This window comes from Sphaerisporangium dianthi (assembly GCF_042654065.1).
GTDB lineage: Bacteria > Actinomycetota > Actinomycetes > Streptosporangiales > Streptosporangiaceae > Sphaerisporangium > Sphaerisporangium dianthi.
In genome coordinates this window covers 1-13,519 of the sequence record NZ_JBHSFP010000026.1, presented here as the reverse complement: position 1 = coordinate 13,519, position 13,519 = coordinate 1, and the positions used below count along the sequence as shown (strand labels likewise).

The 13,519-nt window shown below is 73.5% G+C and carries 12 protein-coding genes and 1 pseudogene; 8 read left to right on the top strand and 5 right to left on the bottom strand.

The genetic code is table 11. The features are described 5' to 3' along the window. Positions 1–32 precede the first annotated feature (32 nt). Complete coding sequence (locus ACFO60_RS29125) at positions 33–461, bottom strand: YkvA family protein (protein WP_380846291.1); 429 nt, start codon at positions 459–461, stop codon at positions 33–35. After that, the gene (locus ACFO60_RS29120) at positions 458–994 is read right to left on the bottom strand and encodes a Chromate resistance protein ChrB (protein WP_380846288.1); all 537 of its coding nucleotides are present in this window, start codon (positions 992–994) and stop codon (positions 458–460) included. Before ACFO60_RS29120 ends, ACFO60_RS29125 begins: the two co-directional genes overlap by 4 nt. A gap of 304 nt (positions 995–1,298) precedes the next feature. Between ACFO60_RS29120 and ACFO60_RS29115 the strand changes: the two genes are divergently transcribed. Next, complete coding sequence (locus tag ACFO60_RS29115) at positions 1,299–1,862, top strand: dihydrofolate reductase family protein (RefSeq protein WP_380846285.1); 564 nt, start codon at positions 1,299–1,301, stop codon at positions 1,860–1,862. A 200-nt stretch (positions 1,863–2,062) separates the two neighbouring features. Here the strand turns inward: ACFO60_RS29115 and ACFO60_RS29110 are convergent, their stop codons facing one another. Beyond that, the gene (locus ACFO60_RS29110) at positions 2,063–3,070 is read right to left on the bottom strand and encodes an RNA polymerase subunit sigma-70 (protein WP_380846282.1); all 1,008 of its coding nucleotides are present in this window, start codon (positions 3,068–3,070) and stop codon (positions 2,063–2,065) included. A gap of 353 nt (positions 3,071–3,423) precedes the next feature. Between ACFO60_RS29110 and ACFO60_RS29105 the strand changes: the two genes are divergently transcribed. From ACFO60_RS29105 to ACFO60_RS29090, 4 genes are all read left to right on the top strand, one after another. Then, positions 3,424–4,860, top strand: coding sequence for an ankyrin repeat domain-containing protein (locus tag ACFO60_RS29105; RefSeq protein WP_380846279.1), 1,437 nt, complete (start codon positions 3,424–3,426; stop codon positions 4,858–4,860). A 225-nt stretch (positions 4,861–5,085) separates the two neighbouring features. Beyond that, positions 5,086–5,595: a PadR family transcriptional regulator gene (locus tag ACFO60_RS29100; protein ID WP_380846276.1), complete on the top strand. Its 510-nt coding sequence runs from the start codon at positions 5,086–5,088 to the stop codon at positions 5,593–5,595. Continuing rightward, positions 5,592–6,284, top strand: coding sequence for an ABC transporter ATP-binding protein (locus ACFO60_RS29095; RefSeq protein ID WP_380846273.1), 693 nt, complete (start codon positions 5,592–5,594; stop codon positions 6,282–6,284). The genes ACFO60_RS29100 and ACFO60_RS29095 overlap by 4 nt, the downstream gene beginning before the upstream one ends. After that, positions 6,281–8,782 (top strand): FtsX-like permease family protein, encoded by a 2,502-nt coding sequence (locus ACFO60_RS29090; protein WP_380846270.1) that lies wholly within the window; start codon positions 6,281–6,283, stop codon positions 8,780–8,782. The genes ACFO60_RS29095 and ACFO60_RS29090 overlap by 4 nt, the downstream gene beginning before the upstream one ends. A 118-nt stretch (positions 8,783–8,900) precedes the next feature. On the opposite strand, the gene ACFO60_RS29085 is transcribed toward ACFO60_RS29090, so the two are convergent. After that, entirely contained in the window at positions 8,901–9,590 is a 690-nt protein-coding gene (locus tag ACFO60_RS29085; protein ID WP_380846267.1) for a nitroreductase, read from the bottom strand. 352 nt (positions 9,591–9,942) lie between these two features. Between ACFO60_RS29085 and ACFO60_RS29080 the strand changes: the two genes are divergently transcribed. The 3 genes and pseudogenes from ACFO60_RS29080 to ACFO60_RS29070 all read left to right on the top strand — a co-directional run. Continuing rightward, the gene (locus ACFO60_RS29080; protein WP_380846649.1) at positions 9,943–10,269 is read left to right on the top strand and encodes a YciI family protein; all 327 of its coding nucleotides are present in this window, start codon (positions 9,943–9,945) and stop codon (positions 10,267–10,269) included. A gap of 14 nt (positions 10,270–10,283) precedes the next feature. Beyond that, entirely contained in the window at positions 10,284–11,606 is a 1,323-nt protein-coding gene (locus ACFO60_RS29075; RefSeq protein ID WP_380846264.1) for an RNA polymerase sigma factor, read from the top strand. Between the two features lie 215 nt (positions 11,607–11,821). After that, a pseudogene (locus ACFO60_RS29070) lies at positions 11,822–12,247 on the top strand (N-acetyltransferase family protein); the annotation flags it as partial. On the opposite strand, the gene metE reads toward ACFO60_RS29070, so the two are convergent. Further along, a partial coding sequence (metE, locus tag ACFO60_RS29065; protein WP_380846261.1) for a 5-methyltetrahydropteroyltriglutamate--homocysteine S-methyltransferase occupies positions 12,218–13,519 on the bottom strand: 1,302 nt, incomplete at its 5' end. The pseudogene ACFO60_RS29070 and the gene metE overlap by 30 nt on opposite strands.

Sequence of the window (13,519 nt, the reverse complement as noted above, 5' to 3'; positions counted from 1 at the left end):
CATGACTGTTCATATCGTCCAAGACGAAGCGATCAACCAACGGCCGGCGGCTTGCCGAGCCCGGCCAGCCGGACCAGGGCGGCAAAGCCGTCCTCGGTGCCGGGCCAGTGCCGGCGCACGGCCTGCGGCCCGGCGCGGCGCACCACCGAGCGCAGCACGGCGACCACGATGATGGCGTCGTCGGCATAGCCCAGGACCGGGATGAAGTCGGGCACCACATCGATCGGGCAGGCCAGATAGGCCAGCAGCAGGACGAGCCGGACGCGGACACCGCGCGGCAGGTTACGGTCGGCGGCCAGACGGCGCACCAGGCGCAGCACGTCCGGCAGCAGCCGCAGCGCCTCGCGCGGCAACCCGCCGCGCGGCCGGACGATCGCCAACGTCGCGATCAACGCCAGCCACGCGACCAGCAGCGCGACGACGACCCCGATCAACAGATCCCATCCCCAGATCCCGCTCATCGCCGGCCTCCTTCCTGCTCAGCGGCCCCGATCGTCCCGGCAAGGCCATCAGCAGGGCCTTCGGCCGCGAGCGCGGCCTGCTCGAAAGCCGCCAGATCGGCGGCCGCGTCCTCGACAGCGGCCCACGCCGCGGCACCGGCAGGGGCGGCGAAATAGTTCCGGGCGGCGATCTTGGCCATCCAGGAGCGGAAGCGCTCCAGATCGGCCTCGAACTCCTCGACCTCGGCATACGTGGCCCGGCCCCGGGCCCGCTCTGCGGCCGGCTCCTGCCGAAAAGCAGGCAGCCGCTCCAGCACCTCGGCGTGTTCGGCATCGCGGGCGGCGTCGGACTCGCCGATGATCTGCCGCTCCTCAGCCGCATCTGTGATGGTCAGCCGCAGCATCCGGTCCAGCGGGCGGCGCCTGTGCCGCAGGGTTTGCTCGCGTTCGTGCAGCAGACACACCGGCTGCTGCGAATACAGCGGACGCGGCTTGCGCCACACCTGCACGCGCAAGGTGGGGGCGGCCCCGGCAGTGGACACGCTGATCAGCAACCGGCCCGACGCCTCCGTATTCCCCGTCACGCGCCGCCCATGTTACATCCGTGACAATTCCCAGCAACGGATCCTGTGTTGGAGACGCCGCCACCTTGTCACCCCGGCTGGAACGGCCGCAGATCGGGCAGAACAATGCGGTCCATGGACACGGTGCTGTTGGTGATCGTGATGGTGACCCGGTGGTGCTCAGCCGCGTCGTTCGGAACGCGAGGATCACCTGCGGACGCGGATCGCGCACCGATGAGGTTTGCGCGCCGCGCCCGTCTGTAGGTGTGAGATCGACTCACGAGAGGCCGGCACGATGCGCGAACTGACCTTCGGCATGAACATGAGCCTGGACGGCTACATCGCCGCGCCCGGCGACGACATCGGCTGGAGCGTGCCGAGCGACGAGCTGTTCCAGTGGTGGTCCGACCGGGTGGACGCGACGGGCCTGGCGCTGTACGGGCGCAAGCTGTGGGAGACGATGAGCTCCCACTGGCCGACCGCCGACAAGCAGCCGGATGCCACCCCGGCGGCGATCGAGTTCGCCGGCCGCTGGCGGGACATGCCGAAGGCGGTGTTCTCCTCCACGACCGGCACGGTCGGCTGGAACACCCGTCTGGTCACCGGCGACGCGGTCACCGAGATCACCAGGCTCAAGGCCGACGACGGCGGCCCCATGGACATCGGCGGTGCCACGCTCGCCGCGGCGGCCATGCGGGCCGGGCTGATCGACCAGTACGCGATCGTCACCCATCCGGTCCTGGTGGGCGGCGGCACGCCGTTCTTCGCAGCCCTGGACAACTGGGTGAACCTGAGCCTGGTGGAGACCCGGACGTTTCCCGGCGGCGTGGTGCTGACCAGGTACGAGACGAGGCGATGAGTTCGGGCCGAATGCCCGGCTCGTGAGGCCAGGCCGGAAATCCTTATCTGGCGTGCTCACCGTGACCCTCGGCGATGAGGGAACCTTTCCCGGCCCTTCCTCGCGCTTCCGGGTGAGCTGCCGACCGGCTCGCCGAAGATGAGGACGACGGTGACGCCGGCCCGTGCGCTGAACTCGCCGACGATGCGGGGCCTGTCTGATCACAGCGTCGCGGGCAGGCTCAGCCATGGTTTGCCGGTGGCGTCGAATCCGGTGAGCTCGGCGATCTTGCCGTCGACGATGCGCAGGACCGCGATGGTGAACAGCCGGTGTTCCGGGTCGCCGGGGGTGCGCAGGTACAGCACGGCGGCGGGCATGCGGTTGACCGTCGTGGCGATGCAGCGCCAGTCGTCGTGGCCGCGCTGGAAGAGCCCACCGGAGACCCAGCCGTCCACCGCGTCCTTGGCCGTGACGACCGAGGTGCCCGGCTCGGGCAGCATCGCGAAGCGCAGGTCGTCGCGCAGCAGGGCCACCAGCCCGTCGAGGTCGTTGCGCTCATGGGCGTCCATATACGACTTCACCACGCTCCGCTCGTCCTCCGGCAGCTCGTGGGTGGCGGGGCTCCGCCAGTCGAGGCGGCGGCCGGGCAGCTGCTCGCGCATCGTCACGCGCGCCCGCTGCAGTGCGCTGGTCACCGATGCGACGGTCAGCTCCAGGGCGTCGGCGGCCTTCGACGCCGGCCAGCCGAGGACGTCGCGCAAGATGAGCACCGCCCGCTGCCGCAGCGGCAGATGCTGGACGGCGACGATGAACGCCAGCTCGATCGTCTCCCGCGCCACCACCGATTCCTGCGGGTCCTCCGGGAGCATCCGGTCCGGGTAGGGCTGCAGGTAGAGCACTTCGGAGCCCGCCCCCGGCAGCCCGGCAGGCACGGGTGTGCGGTCGTTGCGCTTCTCCAGGAAGTCCAGGCAGGCGTTCGTCGCGATCCGGTACAGCCAGGTCCGCAGCGCGGCGTGGCCTTTGAACGACTCCCGCTTGTTCCACGCCCGCAGGAACGTCTCCTGCGTCAGGTCCTGGGCGTCCTCGTAGTTCGCGAGCATCCGGTAGCAGTGCACCTGCAGCTCACGCCGGTGGCGCTCGGTGATGAGCGCGAACCGCGCCGGGTCGCCTGAGCGGGCCGCCGCGAGGAACGCGGCCTCGTCGGCGCCCAGCGGTCTGGTGTCGGTCATGGTCATCGATCCTTCCAGCGGTGCGAGGGCTGACAGAACCGACGGCGAGGCGGAGGATTTCTGAGCGGTGAAGCCGCTGACACCGGGCCGTTCGCCAGGCCGGACGGGTCGGGTCGATCGCCGGCGTCGGGCAGGTGAAAGCCGTCGTGCCCGTCGATGCCGATGTGGTGGCGCACGAACGGCATGGCGGACACTCCGGAACAGGATGTACGATCCGGATCAGCGTCTCGGGACGCGACCGGTCCGCGGAAAGGGCTCAGCCCACCCGAGCCTCAGCATGCTGGTCACAGTGCCATTCCTCCTTTTCGGCCCGAAGGTGCGGACGTCGGGCAGTATCCGAAAGGGAGGTCTTCGTGGCGAACCGCCTGCCCGAAAACCCCAGCCTCGACCACCTGAAGAGCGAGGCCAAGCGACTGTTGCGCGACGTGCGCGCGGGCGAGGTCCTCGCGCTCGCGACGGCCGGAGGGTGGCTGCGTCCGGTACCACTGCCGCAACCGCCGTCGGACCTGCGGCTGGCCGATGCGCAACTGATCGTGGCCTGCAAGTACGGCTTCACGAGCTGGCCCCGGCTTCGGGCCCACCTGAAGATGGTGGGCACGTTCGCGCGCCGGCCACAGGCGGTGGGCCCCTCGGCCGATCCCGCGACCGAGTTCCTGCGGCTGGCCTGCCTGACCTACCAGGGACCCCCGAGCACCGAGGCCGCGGCGCGGCTGCTGGCCGCCCATCCCGAGACGGCCGGCGCGTCGGTGTGGACGATGGCGGCGGTGGGCGACGCCGCGGGGATGGCTCGCCTGGTCGCGGCGGATCCCGCGTCGGCCCGGGCATGCGGTGGGCCCTTCGGCTGGGAACCGCTGGTTTATCTGGCCTTCTCGCGCGTGGCGCAGGCCGACGCGGTGGGAGCGGCGCGGGTGCTGCTGGCGGCGGGAGCCGATCCGAATGCCGGCTACCTGCCTGAGGGACTGGGACCGCCGTTCACCGCATTGACCGGGGCGCTGGGCGGGGGAGAGCTGAGACAACCGCCGCATCCGCTGGGCCTGGAACTGGCCCGGGTGTTGCTGGAGGCAGGGGCGGACGCCAACGACGGGCAGGCCTTGTACAACCGCGGAGTCGGAGGTGACGACACCGGCTACCTGGAGTTGCTGCTGGAGTTCGGCCTCGGCCGCGGGGACGGCGGGCCGTGGAAGGCACGGCTGGGACGCGTGCAGGACCCGCCGGCCCGCATGCTGGCGAACACGGTGCTGACAGCCGCGTTGCGCGGCCAGGCACGCCGGATGCGGTGCCTGCTGGCGCACGGCGCGCCCGCCGGCGCCAAAGGCGGCGGGCATCTGTTCTTCGGCGGGCACACGGCGCTGGAGCTGGCTCTGCTGGGCGGGCATTCGCAGGTCGCGCGGCTGCTCGCCGACGCCGGCGCCCGCGGCACGCCAGGCGGGCCGGACGCGGTGGAAGCGGCGATCATGCGAGGGGATCGCGGGGAGCTCGAACGCCTGGTGAGCGGCGACCGCGCACTGCTCCGGCGCCTGCGGCACGAACGGCGGGACCTGCTCATCAAGGCCGCGGAGTACGGCCGCGTGCCGGCCGTACGGCTGGCCTGCGCGCTGGGCTTCGACGTGAACGCGCGCCTGCCGTCGACGGCGTTGCACAAGGCGGCGCGGGCAGGAGACCTGCCGATGGTGCGAGCGCTCCTGGAGCTCGGAGCCGACCGGTCGCTACGGGAGTTCGATCACGGCGCCACGCCGCTGGAGTGGGCACGGTTCGCCGGCCAGGCCGAGGTGGCGGAGTTCCTGAGCTAGCGGCCGGCTCACGAGCGGGCGGCGGCAGCGCGAGACCATCCGCGGCGGCGCCAAGCCGGGGCCGCGTCCCGCCCGTTGGCGGTGACCAGGGCGGTCCCGGCCCCGGCCGCCTGCCGTCCGGCCGCGCCGGCCGCGACGGACGCCGTTGACCACCACCGGCGCGCTCGTGCGCGAATGCGGCGGAACCCTTGAGCGATGCATACTGAATATGCATACTTGGTATCCATGTCTATCAGGCATGGGCTGCTCGCCCTGCTCAGCAGGGGGCCCCGGCACGGCTACCAACTGCGGGTCGAGTTCGAGGCGTCGACGGGGGCGACCTGGCCGCTCAACATCGGCCAGGTCTACACGACGCTGTCACGCATGGAGCGCGACGGCCTGGTCACGCCGGGCGAGCCGGACGAGCAGGGCCGGGTCGTCCACACGATCACCACGGCCGGGCGGGCGGAGATGGCGCGATGGTTCGCCACCCCCGTCGTCCAGTCCGACCGGCCGCGAGACGAGCTGGTCATCAAACTGGCCATGGCCGTCGCCGCCAAGGAGGTCGACATCGCCGAGGTCATCCGCGCGCAGCGCACCGCGACCATGCACGCCCTCCAGCAGCTGACCAGGGCCAAGCGAGCCACCGCGCAGACCGCGGCCCAGCGGCTCGTGCTCGATTCGATGATCTTCCACGCCGAGGCCGAGCAACGGTGGCTCGACCACTGCGAAGCCCTTCTGAAGGAGGAAAGATGACGCTCGTACGGCTGGCAGAGGTGACCAGGGTCCACGGCGAAGGCGCGACGGCCGTACACGCCCTGAAGGGCGTGAGCCTGCAGGTCGCCGAGGGAGAACTGGTCGCGGTCATGGGCCCGTCGGGGGCCGGCAAGTCGACCCTGCTCAACCTCGCGGGCGGGCTCGACCGGCCCACCTCGGGGACGGTGCACATCGACGGGCGAGACCTTGCCACCGTGCGCGACCTGGCGGCGCTGCGCCGCCGCAGCGTCGGCTACGTCTTCCAGGACCTCAACCTGATCACCTCGCTGACGGCGGCGGAGAACGTGATGCTGCCGCGCGAGCTCGACGGCGTGCGCGCACGCCCGGCCCGCCGGCAGGCCATGGCCGTGCTGGCGGAGATCGGTGTGGAACACCTGGCCGACCGCTTCCCCGACGAGCTGTCGGCCGGGCAGCGCCAGCGGGTCGCGATCGCCCGCGCTCTGGTCGGCGAGCGGCGCCTGCTGCTGGCCGACGAACCGACCGGCGCGCTCGACACGCGCACCGGCGACGAGATCCTGGAGACCTTACGCGCTCGCTGTGACGCGGGCGCGGCGGTCCTGCTCATCACCCACGAGCCACGCTACGCCGCCTGGGCCGACCGTGTGGTGTTCCTCCGCGACGGAATGATCGCCGACGCCACGGACGCGTCGCTGGTGAGCGCCCGATGAGCGCCACCGCCGCCGCGCTGCGCATCGCCCGCCGCACCGCGTGGCGCTCCCGGGGACGAAGCGCGCTCATCATGGTGATGATCGGATTACCCGTCCTGGTGATCACGGCGGTTCTCACCCTCACCGAGACCATGACCGTCACCTCCACGGAGGGACTGGCGGCCGAGCTCGGCGCGGCCGACGCCCGCCTCGTCCAGGTACCCGAGGGCACGGTGCTCCACCAGCAGCCCGGCGGGGCGAACTGGAGCACCGGCGGCGACACGGCGGCCACCACGCCCAGGCGCGGCGCCGCCGAGGTGGCGGCGCTGCTCGGACCGGGCGCCCGGGTGATCCCCTTCAGCACCGGCGTGCTCCGGATCGGCGCCGAGCGGATCGACGCCACCGAGACCGATCTGCGCGACCCCCTCACCAGGGGAACGCTGACGCTGAGCGAGGGCAGGTTCCCCTCCGCCGGCGAGGTCGCGGCCACACCCGCCTCCGGCCTGCGCCCCGGCGATCTCCTGCGGCCGGACGGCGCGGCGCCGCTGAAGGTGGTGGGCGTGGCCGAGCACCCGCACCGGCCGTCGCTGCGCATGGTCGTGGGTCCCGATCTCCCGCTCGCGCCGCTGGACGACATGTGGTCGCCGCTCGGGTACGGCGCCGGATGGCTCGCCGACACCGCACGGCCCGTGTCCTGGGCCGACGTGCCCACGCTGAACGCGGCCGGGATGTTCGTCACCTCCCGGACCATGCTCACAAGCCCGCCGACCGCTCCCACTCGCGGCTCGGCCGCCGAGGTCCAGTACACGGTCGGCATCGGCGCCATGGTGATCATGGTGGGGCTGGAGGTCGTGCTGCTGGCCGGGCCCGCCTTCGCGGTCGGGCTCCGCAGACGGCGCCGGGAACTGGCCGAGATCGCGGCGCAGGGCGGCTCGGCCGCTCACCTGCGGACGATCGTGCTGGCCGACGGGCTGATCCTCGGCGGCGCGGCCACCGTGGTGGCGGCGGCGCTGGGCATCGCGGCCGGCACGCTCAGCGCCCCGGTCCTGGCGCGCTGGGGAGGGTGGCTCGGCCCGCCGGACATCCCCTGGCCGCCGATCGCGTGCGTCGCCGCGCTGGGCCTGTTCGCCGGGCTCGCGGCCGCTGTGGCGCCCGCCGTGCAGGCCGCCCGGCAGAACACCGCGACCGTGCTGGCCGGCCGCGCGCCCGCCGCGGCCGACCGGCCGGGATGGCCCCTGGCGGGGGCCACGCTGGTGCTGGCCGGACTCGGGGCGACCGTGGTGGCGCGGCGCCAGACGGCCCCGGTGTGGGTGCTCGGCTGCGCGGTGCCGGTCTTGTTCGGGCTGGTGATGATGACGCCATGGCTGGTCGGCCGCACCGGCGGGCCGGCCGCGCGGCTGCGCCTCCCGTTGCGGGTGGCGGTGCGCGACGCCGTCCGCAACCGCACCCGCACGGCGAGCGCCGTGGCGGCCGTCATGGCGGTCACCGCCACGGTCGTGGCGGTGGGCATCGGCACCCACAGCGAGTACATCGACCGGCGCGACGCCTACACCTCGGCGCGCCCGACCGGCATGCTGGCGATATGGGCCGGCCCCATCGGCGATCCGGCGTGGAACAGGCTGCGCGCCGAGACGGTCCTGCGGCTGCCGGGCGTGCCGCTGGCCTCCGGCTATCAGGCGAGGGACGCCCAGGGCCGCCGCTACGCGTTGCGGTACACGACGCGATGGAACGGGACGCGGACGCGCCGCACCGCGGCCATCGGAGACCAGGCCCTGCTCAGGCTCCTGCAAGGGCGCCATGACCCGCAGGCGGCCGCGGCGCTGGCGAGCGGCAGGGCCGTGGTGTTCGACGCGGCCGCGGTACGCGACGGCAGGCTCACGCTGCGGGCGAGCTCCACCTCCGGCCCCCCGCGCACGCTGGAGGTGCCCGCCGTGACGGCCACGCCCGCCGACGCCCACCAGGGCGGCGCCCTGCTGCCGCGCGCCCTGGTCGAGCAGGCGGGCTTCTCGACGGCGGAGCGCCAGCTGTACGCCATGCACCGGCCGCCGGCCGGCTCGGCACTGTGGCGCGATCTCGCCCGCGTGACCTCCCGCGTCACGGTCGCCTCCGAGGAGGGCTACCGCAACGTGCCGGACCCCGGCCTGTGGGGCTGGCTCGTCGGCGCGTCGATCCTCGTCGTCGGCGGCACGCTGGCCGCCACCCGCCTGGCGGCCGCCGACATGCGGCCTGAGCGGGCGGCGATGGCGGCCATCGGCGCCCCGCCCGGGACGTTGCGGATGGTCGTGGCCGGCCAGGCGCTCTACATCTCCGTGCTCGGCGCACTGGTGGGCCTGGCCGCGGGAACGGTGACGGGCGTGGCCTTGAGCCGGCCGATGACGACGCACGGCGCCGCGGATCCCGCCACGATCGCCATACCGTGGCCGTTCGTGATCGCCGCGGTGGCGGGCCCGCCCATTCTGGCGACGGTGGCCGCGCTGATCACCCGCACCAGGCCGCCCCTGACCCGCCGGCTCCTGTGACGCCGATCAAGCCCTGAGTCCGCGGCGGCCGCACGGCGTTCCCCGCGCGGCCGGCCCGGTGCCGGGCAATGGTCCACGGCACCGGGCGGCGACGGCAAAAAGGCACAAGACGCCCAAGTCACACCGCGGGCGAGGGCAGCGCCGAACCCTCGACGAACGTGACCGTCTCGTCGAGCGGCGCCCGGCCCGTACGGACGTGACCCGCCGTGACGTCCTCGAACCCGATCGACATGCCGCAGAACAGAACAAGCCCCTCGGGAGGCGACAGGACCTGCGCGACCGTCCTGCGGTACACCGACCACGCCATCTGCGGGCAGCTGTGCAGCCCTTCGGCGCGCAGCAGCAGCATGACGGTCTGCAGGTACATGCCGGCGTCGGCCCACTGCGGCCGGCCCATGTCGCGACCGATGTAGCAGAACAGGGCGGCGGGCGCGCCGAAACACTGCCAGTTCTCCGAAGCGGCCCTTTGACGCGCCTCCCAGTCCTCGCGCGAGACGCCGAGTGCGCTGTAGCGCTCCCTGCCGAAGGCGGCCCGGCGCTCACGGTAGGGGGACTCCAGATCGGGCGGATACATCTCATACTCCCGCTCGTCCCAGGGATCGCCCGCGGCCACGCGCTCGCCGGCGCGCCTTTTGAGCTCGGCCAGCGGCCCGCCGGTCAGCACCCACACGCGCCAGGGCTGGAGGTTCGACCCGGACGGCGACCACGCCGCGGCCGACAGAACGCGCTCCAGCACCTCCCTCGGGACCTCACGGCCGGCGAATTCGCGCACCGCCCGCCGGCTCCTGACCGCCTCGTACACGTCCACATCGCCCCCGTCCTCCTGCCCACCCTGCCCATCTCATAAGTGACAATAGAACATCGGAAAATGTGACAAGCGGGTGTCAATGCCCCGCGACTCTGCCGCGAGCGGCCCCGCACGCCCGCCGCGCCTCGGCGGCCACGCCCCCCCAGATCGCCCGCACCGGGCACGGTGACCCCGCACCCGCACCCGCCGCGAAGAAAATCCGGACGCCGGGTCGATATGACCCGATCCCGTTCGTCGTGATGTCGTAGGACGCCTCACCACGAGACGACACCGCGACACCGTTACACGCCGACCCCGAAACCCGGCGACGGCACACGACACCACGACACAGGGGAGACCGACCGTGAAGTACATGCTGCTCATCAACAGCTCCGGGGACGAGACCGCCGGCACCTGCACCTTCGAGGACTGGCAGTCCTACGACAAGGCCGTGAACGAGGCGGGCATCCTGGTCGCCGCCCACTCGCTCGCCGACCTGACCACCGCCACGACGGTCCGCGTCGGCCCGGGGGGCGAACGGACCGTCACCGACGGCCCGTTCGCCGAGACCCGCGAGGTCCTCGGCGGCTACTACGTCATCGACGTGCCGGACCTGGACGTCGCACTCGACTGGGCCGCCCGCTGCCCGGGCGCCCAGGACGGCGGATCGGTCGTGGTACGCCCGATCGCCGACTTCTAAAAGGGCCGCGAACCGTGCCAGAACAGGCCGCCGACGCCGACGACGCCGCGGACTCCCCGCAAAGGCCCGCGGAGTCCGTCGGACCCCTCGTGGAGGCGGTGTTCCGCGAGGAACGCGGCCGGCTGCTCGCCTCCCTCGCCGGCCGCTTCGGCGACCTCGACCTCGCCGAGGAGGTCGCCTCCGAGGCCGTCGAGGCGGCCCTGACACACTGGCCCTCCCACGGCGTCCCGGCCAGACCGGGAGCCTGGCTGCTGACGACGGCGCGGCGCAAGGCCGTCGACCGGCTGCGGCGCGACCAGGCCTACGCCGCCCGGCTCGCCATCTTGCAGGTGGAGGCCGACCGGGCCGGCTCCGCCCCGCCCGCCGACGCGGGCGAGGACCTGCCGGACGAACGGCTGCAACTGTTCTTCACCTGCGCCCACCCGGCCCTGGCGGCCGAGGACCGCGGGGCGCTGACCCTGCGCTGCCTGGCCGGCCTGAGCACACCGCAGGTGGCGCGCGCCTACCTGGTGCCCTCCGCCACCATGGCACAGCGCATCGTGCGGGCCAAGAAGAAGATCCGCCAGGCCCGCATCCCCTTCCGGGTCCCCACCGCCGACGAACTCCCCGAACGGCTGCCCGGCGTGCTCCAGGTCATCTACTCCATCTTCACCGAGGGGTACGCCGCCAGCTCCGGCCCCGACCTGCAGCGGCTGGAACTGGCCGAGGAGGCCCTGCGGCTGGCACGCATCCTGCGCCGGCTGCTGCCCGGGCAACGGGAGGTCGCCGGGCTGCTCGGGCTGATGCTGCTGATCCACGCGCGGCGCCAGGCCCGCACCGGCCCCGGCGGCGAACCGGTCCTGCTGGACGAGCAGGACCGTCGCCGCTGGGACCACGCGATGATCGAGGAGGGCCGCCACCTGGTGGTGGTCGCGCTGACCGGCGGCCCGCCCGGCCTGTACGGAGTCCAGGCCGCCATCGCCGCCCTGCACGACGAGGCCCCAGACCTCGCGAGCACCGACTGGCCGCAGATCGTGGCACTGTACGACGTGCTGCTCACGATCGCGCCCTCCCCGGTCGTCGCGCTGAACCGGGCCGCGGCGGTGGCGATGCGCGACGGCGCCGAGGCCGGCCTGGCGCTGCTGGAGGAACTGGCCGGCGAGCCGCGGCTGCGCGGCTACCCTCCCTTCGCGGCCGCGCGCGCCGACCTGCTGTGCCGGCTCGGCCGCCTGCCCGAGGCCGCCGCGGCCTACCGGCAGGCGCTGGAACTGGCCGGCACCGAACCCGAACGAGCCCGCCTGCGGCGCCGGCTCGCCCAGGTTCGCGCCTCGACGCCGGACGACGCGCCCGGCACCTGAACGGCGCCCCGAGCACGGTGATCTCGCGGCCCCACCGGCGCGCCCGGCCCGCCGACCACCCGCCTGATGCCCTGCGGCCGTCACCGCGACGGCGGCACCGGGGGAACCCGCCGGCCTGCCGTCACGCGCCTTCCCCCTGCCGCACGACGCCCACCGCCCATCTGCTATATCGGTGACAGCCGTTTCGTGGCCGATCAACGAGGAGCGGGAGCGCCGTGCCCGAACAACACGCGACCATCCGGGCGGCGACACCGCAGGACCTGCCTGCCGTCGCCGCCATCTACACCCACTACGTCCTCGGCGGCGTCGCCACCTTCGAGGAGGTCCCACCGGGCCCGCACGACTGGCGGCGGCGCCTGGACGACCTGGCCGGGCGCGCGCTGCCGTTCCTGGTGGCAGACCTCGGCGGAACGGTCGCCGGGTACGCCTACGCCGGCCCCTTCCGCCCCAAACCCGCCTACCGCCACACCGTCGAGGACAGCATCTACCTGGCCCCCGGGCACACCGGCAAAGGACTGGGCCGGGCCCTGCTGGGCCCGCTGCTGTCCGGGGCCGCCCAGGCCGGCGCCCGCCAGATGGTGGCCGTCATCGCCGACACCGGGGACACCGGCTCACTGGCCCTGCACGAGGCCTTCGGGTTCGCCAGGGCGGGCGTCCTCACGGCCGTCGGCTACAAGCACGGCCGCTGGATCGACACCGTGCTCATGCAACGCGCCCTCACCCCCGGCGAGCGCTGACGCGGCCCCGCCCCCCGCGGTCATCGCCCCGCCCTCGCCGCGCCCCGCATCGCCTGCGGCCGCGCGGACCTGGCGGGCGGCGGCGACCATGCCGGCCAGCGCCGCCTCCACCTGCTCGTAGGTGCGGGTCTTCAGCCCGCAGTCGGGGTTCACCCACACCCTCGCGGCCGGCAGCGCGCGCAGCGCCGCCTCGATTCCCGCGGCCACCTCCCGGACCTCCGGCACGCGCGGGGAGTGGATGTCGTACACCCCGGGACCAAGGCCGCGGGCGAACGCGGCCACGGCCGGCTCGGCCAGGACACGCCCGCCGGAGCGGGCCGACTCCACGCTGGTGACGTCGGCGTCCAGGGCGTCGATCGCCTCCAGGATCTGCCCGGCGTCGGAGTAGCACAGGTGGGTGTGGATCTGGGTGCGGTCGGCCACGCCGGAGGTGGCCCACCGGTAGGCGCCCACGGCCCACTCCAGATAGGCCGCCCGGCCCGAGTCCCGCAACGGCATCAGCTCGCGCAGCGCGGGCTCGTCCACCTGGATGATGGCCGCGCCGGCGGCCTCCAGGTCGCCCACCTCCCCGCGGATGGCGTCGGCCACCTGGGCGACCACCCGCGGCAGCGGCAGGTCGTCGCGGACGAACGACCACGCGACGATGGTCACCGGCCCGGTGAGCATGCCCTTGACCGGTTTGCCGGTCAGCGACTGGGCGTACCGGGTCCAGCGCACCGTGATCGGCTCGGGACGGCGCACGTCGCCGTGCAAGATGGGCGGCCTCGTGCACCGAGATCCGTACGACTGGACCCAGCCGTGCCGGGTGACCGCGAAGCCCTCCAGATGCTCGGCGAAGTACTGCACCATGTCGTTGCGCTCAGGCTCGCCGTGCACCAGCACGTCCAGGCCGAGCCGCTCCTGCAACGCGATCACCTGGCGGATCTCCCGGCGGACCCGCTCCTCGTAGTCGCGCACGCTCAACCGCCCGGCGGCCAGCTCGGCGCGGGCGGCGCGCAGCTCCGCGGTCTGGGGAAAGGAACCGATGGTGGTGGTCGCCAGCGGCGGCAGCCCGAGGTGGGCGGCCTGCGCCGCCGCGCGTGCCCGCTGCGGCCCCCGGACCGGCTCACCCCACCGCGGCTCCCGCGCCGGCTCTCCGGCCGCCGGCGCCACGACCGGGGCGCGCGTGGCGGGCAC

Bases quoted from the DNA above. Each gene is read 5' to 3' on its own strand.
- ACFO60_RS29125 (WP_380846291.1), bottom strand. From the start codon at position 461: ATGAGCGGGATCTGGGGATGGGATCTGTTGATCGGGGTCGTCGTCGCG.
- ACFO60_RS29115 (WP_380846285.1), top strand. From the start codon at position 1,299: ATGCGCGAACTGACCTTCGGCATGAACATGAGCCTGGACGGCTACATC.
- ACFO60_RS29110 (WP_380846282.1), bottom strand. From the start codon at position 3,070: ATGACCGACACCAGACCGCTGGGCGCCGACGAGGCCGCGTTCCTCGCG.
- ACFO60_RS29100 (WP_380846276.1), top strand. From the start codon at position 5,086: ATGTCTATCAGGCATGGGCTGCTCGCCCTGCTCAGCAGGGGGCCCCGG.
- ACFO60_RS29095 (WP_380846273.1), top strand. From the start codon at position 5,592: ATGACGCTCGTACGGCTGGCAGAGGTGACCAGGGTCCACGGCGAAGGC.
- ACFO60_RS29090 (WP_380846270.1), top strand. From the start codon at position 6,281: ATGAGCGCCACCGCCGCCGCGCTGCGCATCGCCCGCCGCACCGCGTGG.
- ACFO60_RS29080 (WP_380846649.1), top strand. From the start codon at position 9,943: ATGCTGCTCATCAACAGCTCCGGGGACGAGACCGCCGGCACCTGCACC.